Below are 5,920 nucleotides of genomic sequence, written 5' to 3'. Positions count from 1 at the left end.
CGGGTGCGCCGGCCCGCTTCCCACTCCGTCGCGCCGGGCGTCGTACGAGGTCACACTCGCAGTTGCAGTCCCTCGGCGGCCTCCTCGACCATGGCGAGCCCGAGCCGGCTGACCCGCACGGAGAACGGTGCGCCCGCGACCCGCAGCCCCGTCAGTCCGATCTCCCCGGCGGGCGCGGTGGGCATCGGACGGAGCGTGACCGTCCCGGCCGGTGTGTCGGGACGGATGCCGGCGAGGGTGGTCAACAGCAGCACCGCCGCTGCCGCGGCCGTGGCCGAGGGGCGGCAGGCCGCGGGGTGGGGCACGGGCGCGCCGCCCTCGGTGCGCTGGTCGCCGGCGAACATCTCGGGCAGGCGGTGGCCGAAGCTCCCGGCCGCGGCGAGGAGACCGCGCAGCAGTGCGGCCGCCTCCTTCTCGTGGCCCGCAGCGGCCAGACCCGCCAGGGCGATGGCGGTCTCGGGCACGCGTACGGCTCCGGCGCGGTGGCCGAAGGGGTTGTAGCCCGGTTCCCCGGTGGCGAGCCCGCGCAGCCCCCAGCCGGAGTCCATGGCGGGGCCGCCGAGGAGCCGGGCGAGCTGCTCGGTCCGCGTCTTGTCGAGCAGTCCGGGCGCGTGTTCGCCTCCGCCGAGCAACCCGGTGTCGAGGAGGTGGACGGCGGCGGCGCCGAGGTGGGGCAGGAGGCGGCCGTCGGGGGTGCGGGCGGCGGCCGGTCTGCCACCGGCCCGGTCCTCGGCCCAGAAGTCCTTGCGGACGGCCGTACGCAGTTCTTGGGCCCACTGCCGCAGATCGGCGACGCCGGGGCGGCCGAAGGCTTCGAGCAGGTCGGCACCGAGCAGGGCGGCGCGGTGGGCGTGTGCCTGGGTCTCGCAGCGGACCGGGCCGCCGGGCAGCGGCTCGCGCAGGTAGGTGCCGTCGCCCACCGTGTCGCGCAGCCAGGTCAGGCAGCGCTCGGCCGCCGGGAGCAGTCTTCGCGTGTCGCGCTCGGGCAGTCCCCACCGGCGGGCCTCGGCGAGGAGCACGGGAAAGAGGAGGGTGGCCTCCGTGCCCGTGCAGCCCGGAGGAAGGTGCGGGCCCAAGTCCCGTCGGGGGCCGGGGATCATGCCGTACCGCGGTCCTGTGCCGGGGTGTTGCGTCCTGGCGAGGGTGTGCAGCGTGCCCGCGGCGAGCCCGGTGCCCAGGGGCAGCGCCATGCGGGCCGCGCTGAGCGCTTCGGCGGGAGCGAGACCGCACCGCCAGGGCGCACCCGCCGCGAGGTGCAGATCCGCCGGGTGCGCCGGATCGCGCAGCAACAAGCCTCTGAGGTCGTCGACGCAGGTGCGCAGCAGTGCTTCCAGGCCGGAGGCGTCGCCGGTGGCGCGTGCGTCCGCGAGGAGGCCTCGCGCCGCGCGGCCCGCCGCACGCACCGGACCCGCGCCGTCCTGCCGCACGCGCAGTTCGACGCTCGCCGTGCCTCCGGGCGGCAGGGCGAACTCCCAGCGCAGCAGCCCCGCCGAGGCGAGCGCGTCCGTGGGCGGCGGGTCGGCGGTGACCGACACGCTCAGGGCGGGCGAGGTCCAGCGCAGGCCCGAGTCCCGCACGGCGGCGGGGACTTCGCGGCCCGCCCGGCCCGCGGCGATCTCCCTCAGTTCGGCGAGATCCGTGCCGAGCGCCACTTCGATGGGCAGGTGGAGCAGGCGGAGTGAGGTGTTGCGCAGGGTGATCCGCTCGGTGCCGTCCGCGTCCCGGGTGCGCTCCACGATCACGTCCGGATCGGGACCCGCGCCGGGTGCGGCGCATACCGTGCCCACGAACCGCGCCCGGTCGGCGCCGGTGGGCCGGGCCTGCAGGGCGAGTGGTTCGCGACCGGCGACGCGGACCTGGCAGCGGGAGAGCAGGCGGCGTCCCGCGCGGTAGAAGCCTTCCAGTCCCCGGCCGTTGAGTCGGCCCTGCCCGTCGGAGATGGCCAGCCCGGGGAGGGCGACGCAGATCATGACGTCGTGGGTCGGGGGCAGTCCCGCGAACCGCGACCGGGGCGGCGGTTCTCCGGGACGGGGGCCGCGCTGCACCGGAGGTGTCTGTGGTCCGTCCGGGTTCGGCGGGAACGGCGGAGGGCTCGTCGCTCCCTTTCCGGACGGTGTGGCCTTGCCGCGCACGGCGGTGACGGTGGCGGAGGGCGGAGTCGGCTGGGGCATGGGGCGGCTTCCTCTGCGCTCTGTGTGCCTCGGGCGGATCCGGCGCCCGGCGCCGGCCCCTGCGAGGCACGGGAGGTGCGGCGGCGCGCCCCGGCCAGGCGTTCCGCCACTCAGGTGAACGCGGCGGAAGTCGTCCGGGTCACGCCTGTGGCCTGGGAAGCCGACCGAACGGGGGTGGTCGGTCGTCTTCGTGCTCACATGTCCTCCCCGGTGGTCCGCGCGGAGGGATCCGCACCGGGATCGCAGGCGCTCCCCAGCCGAGTCCCGCCGTTGGCCGCGGCGGCCGGACGGCCACGGCCGGGCCTGCGGGACGGGCCGGTGTGCGTGCTGTCGGGCCGTGGGGTGCCCGGCCGGGTCCGGTCCGGGGCCGCCGCCGGGCCGGGCTCCCCCGCCCGTGTGCGGCGCCGGCGGCGGGGCGGCGTCTCGTGCGGTTCGCGGGAGCGGGAGCGGCCGGCGCTCGGCGTCCCGGTCGTCCCGACCGGGTCCATGCCGCCGTCGCACGCCTCCCCGCCCTCCGGGCCGTCCGAGCACGTGGGTGCGGCCGTGTTCGCCGTGGGGCCCTGTGCCTGCGCGCGTTGCACGCGTTCGCCGCGCAGGCAGCGGCGGACCGACTCGGGGTCCAGCCCCTCGTTGCAGGCCTGGTGGAGGAGGCGGGCGAAGAGGTACTCGGGGTCCGCGCCCAGCGCCATGGCCAGGGCCTCGCGGGCCTCCAGGTCGTCGCCGGTCGACCAGGCGACCCAGCCGGCGAGGGTCAGGGGCGCCGCGGCGTGCTCGCCGTACGGGCCGACGCAGCGGCGGGCGAGGGCCCGCCACAGCCGGAGCGCGGGGCCTGCCTCGTCGCCCTCCATCCACTCGGCCGCGCGGTCGCGGGTCGAACGGTCCTGAAGGCCGAGGATGAGCGCCGCGGCCTCCTCAGAGGTGATCAGCCGGTCGTCGCGCAGGTCCCCGGCGGCGCTGCCGGCGACGCAGGGCGCGTCGGCGAGGCGCCGCATGACGCGCGCGGCGAGTTCCAGGGTCTCCTCGGCCACTTCGGCGCGGCCGTCGTCGTCGAGGATCCGTGGGACCACGGCCAGGCCGGCCGCGTCCAGGGCGATCTCCTGTTCCAGTGCGGCGGCGGTCTCCCACGGCTGCAGCCGGGCCCGGAGCTCCTTAAGGCTGCCGCGTACCTGAATGCCCGCGTAGGCCGCGGCGGCGGCCAGAACGGAGGTGCCGGGCAGGCCCATGGGCCGTCCGTCGTCAGGGCAGCATCCCTCCGTGGGGCAGCAGTAGGACCAGAAGCGGCCGCCGGAGATACAGATGGCCTCGATGACAGGCACGTCGAGGCGTCCGCACTCCGTGCGGAGCCTCTGCGCGAGGGGTGCCAGGCGGCGCATCACCTGCCGTCCCGACTCGCCCGGTGCCGGCTCCTGGCAGACGAAGGCGACCATCTGCGCGGGCTTGGCGCCTCTGCGCTCGCTGCCGGTGATCAGGCCGTGCGCGAGCTGGCGGGCCGCGGAGGGCCAGTCGCCGCTGCTCGACGGGATGCCGAGCCTGGCCCGGCCGCCGAACCGGCCGCGGCCGTCCTGGTCGTGCAGCGCGACCAGGACCATGCTGTCCTCCGGCCGGTATCCGAGCAGATAAGGCAGGGCGTCGGCGAGCTCCGCCGGAGTGCGGAGGGTGATCTGGTGCTCGGGGCCGGGTCCTTCGTATGCGATGTGGCCGTTACCGGTGGGTCCTGGCGTTTCGCTGTGATTCGTCATGCGCCGACGATCTCGCGGACGGCGAGATTCCGCTTTGACCTGTGGATAAGTCCGAGCAGGGACACGTCACCCCGGCCGTCGCGCCGCCGCCGTGTCCCGATTGTCAGTGCCGTCCTGTTGTATGGGACCCATGGAGCACACGAGCAACGCCGGCCTGCGAGCGGCGGCCGACGCGGTACTGGCCCGTCTCGTCGGCGACGACACGGGCACGGCCAGACTGCGCGAGGACCAGTGGCGGGCCATCGAGGCGCTGGTCGCCGAGCGTCGCCGGGCCCTGGTCGTCCAGCGCACGGGCTGGGGCAAGTCCGCGGTCTACTTCGTGGCCACGTCCCTGCTCCGGGCGCGCGGCAACGGCCCCACGGTGATCGTCTCCCCGCTGCTCGCGCTGATGCGCAACCAGGTGGAGGCGGCTGCCCGCGCCGGCATCCACGCCCGTACGATCAACTCGGCGAACACCGAGGAGTGGGACACCGTTCAGGCCGAGATCGCCGCGGGCGCCGTCGATGTGCTCCTGGTCAGCCCCGAGCGGCTCAACAACCCCGACTTCCGCGACCAGGTGCTGCCCAAGCTCGCCGCCGCCACCGGCCTGCTCGTCGTGGACGAGGCCCACTGCATCTCCGACTGGGGCCACGACTTCCGCCCGGACTACCGACGGCTGCGCACCATGCTCACCGAACTGCCGCCGGGCGTCCCCGTCCTCGCCACCACCGCCACGGCCAACGCGCGCGTGACCGCGGACGTCGCCGAACAGCTGGGGACCGGCGACGCCTCGGACACGCTGGTGCTGCGCGGGCCGCTGGACCGGGACAGCCTGAGCCTGAGCGTGCTGCGCCTGCCCGACGCAGCGCACCGGATGGCCTGGCTCGCCGACCACCTCGACGAACTCCCCGGTTCCGGGATCGTCTACACCCTCACCGTGGCCGCGGCCGAGGAGGTCACCGCGTTCCTGCGGCACCGCGGGCACACGGTCGCCTCGTACACCGGCCGCACGGAGAACGCGGAGAGGCAGCAGGCCGAGGACGACCTGCTCGGGAACAAGGTGAAGGCGCTGGTCGCCACCTCCGCGCTCGGCATGGGCTTCGACAAGCCCGACCTCGGTTTCGTCGTGCACCTCGGTTCACCCTCCTCCCCCATCGCCTACTACCAGCAGGTGGGCCGCGCGGGCCGCGGGGTCGAGCACGCCGAGGTGCTGCTCCTGCCCGGCAAGGAGGACGAGGCGATCTGGGAGTACTTCGCCTCGCTGGCCTTCCCTGCCGAGGACCTGGTGCGCCGGACCCTCGACGTGCTCGCGCGCGCGGAGGGCCCGATGTCCCTGCCCGCCCTGGAGCCCCTGGTCGAGCTGCGCCGCTCCCGCCTGGAGACCATGCTCAAGGTGCTCGACGTGGACGGCGCGGTGCGGCGGGTCAAGGGCGGCTGGACGGCGACCGGCCGGCCGTGGACGTACGACACCGAGCGCTACGACTGGGTCGCGCGGCAGCGCAGGACCGAGCAGCAGGCCATGCGCGAGTACGCGGCGACGACCGGTTGCCGGATGGAGTTCCTGCAGCGCCGGCTCGACGACGACAGCGCCGGGCCCTGCGGCCGCTGCGACAACTGCGCGGGCGCCCGGTTCACCGCGGACACCTCCACGGCGGCGCTGGACGCCGCGCGCGTGGACCTCGGCCGGGCCGGGGTGGAGGTGGACCCCCGCCGCATGTGGCCGACGGGCCTGCCGGCGATCGGTGTCGATCTGAAGGGCCGTATTCCCGCCGCCGAACAGGCCTCGGCGGGGAGGGCCTTGGGGCGTCTGTCGGACATCGGGTGGGGCAACCGGCTGCGGCCGATGCTCACCTCCCACGCCCCCGACGCCCCCGTGCCGGAGGACGTGGCCCGGGCGGTGGTGGGCGTTCTGGCCGACTGGGCGAAGGGCCCCGGCGGCTGGGCCTCGGGGGCGCCGGACGCCCCGCCGCGCCCGGTCGGCGTGGTCACCGTGGCCTCGCGCACCCGGCCCCGGCTGATCAACTCCCTTGG

The 5,920-nt window shown here is 75.7% G+C and carries 2 protein-coding genes and 1 pseudogene; 1 reads left to right on the top strand and 2 read right to left on the bottom strand.

Translation table 11 applies throughout. The features are described 5' to 3' along the window. Positions 1 to 50: 50 nt before the first annotated feature. Together IE249_RS13175 and IE249_RS13170 are read right to left on the bottom strand one after the other, a co-directional pair. Positions 51 to 1,970 carry a glycogen debranching N-terminal domain-containing protein gene (locus IE249_RS13175; protein WP_229858334.1) on the bottom strand — a complete coding sequence of 640 codons (1,920 nt, stop codon included), beginning with the start codon at positions 1,968 to 1,970 and terminating at the stop codon, positions 51 to 53. Between the two features lie 395 nt (positions 1,971 to 2,365). Next, positions 2,366 to 3,910, bottom strand: coding sequence for a DUF4192 domain-containing protein (locus IE249_RS13170; protein ID WP_189705000.1), 1,545 nt, complete (start codon positions 3,908 to 3,910; stop codon positions 2,366 to 2,368). A 130-nt stretch (positions 3,911 to 4,040) separates the two neighbouring features. Here IE249_RS13170 and IE249_RS13165 point away from each other — a divergent pair. Beyond that, positions 4,041 to 5,920: pseudogene (locus tag IE249_RS13165) on the top strand (RecQ family ATP-dependent DNA helicase); the annotation flags it as partial.

Origin of the sequence: Streptomyces anandii JCM 4720 (assembly GCF_014650655.1) — a bacterium.
In the GTDB taxonomy this organism is placed as follows: domain Bacteria; phylum Actinomycetota; class Actinomycetes; order Streptomycetales; family Streptomycetaceae; genus Streptomyces; species Streptomyces anandii.
This window is presented reverse-complemented; position numbering and strand designations above follow the sequence as displayed.

Excerpts from the sequence above, each read along its gene's own strand:
- IE249_RS13175 (WP_229858334.1), bottom strand. The coding sequence starts at position 1,970 with ATGATCTGCGTCGCCCTCCCCGGGCTGGCCATCTCCGACGGGCAGGGC.
- IE249_RS13170 (WP_189705000.1), bottom strand. The coding sequence starts at position 3,910 with ATGACGAATCACAGCGAAACGCCAGGACCCACCGGTAACGGCCACATC.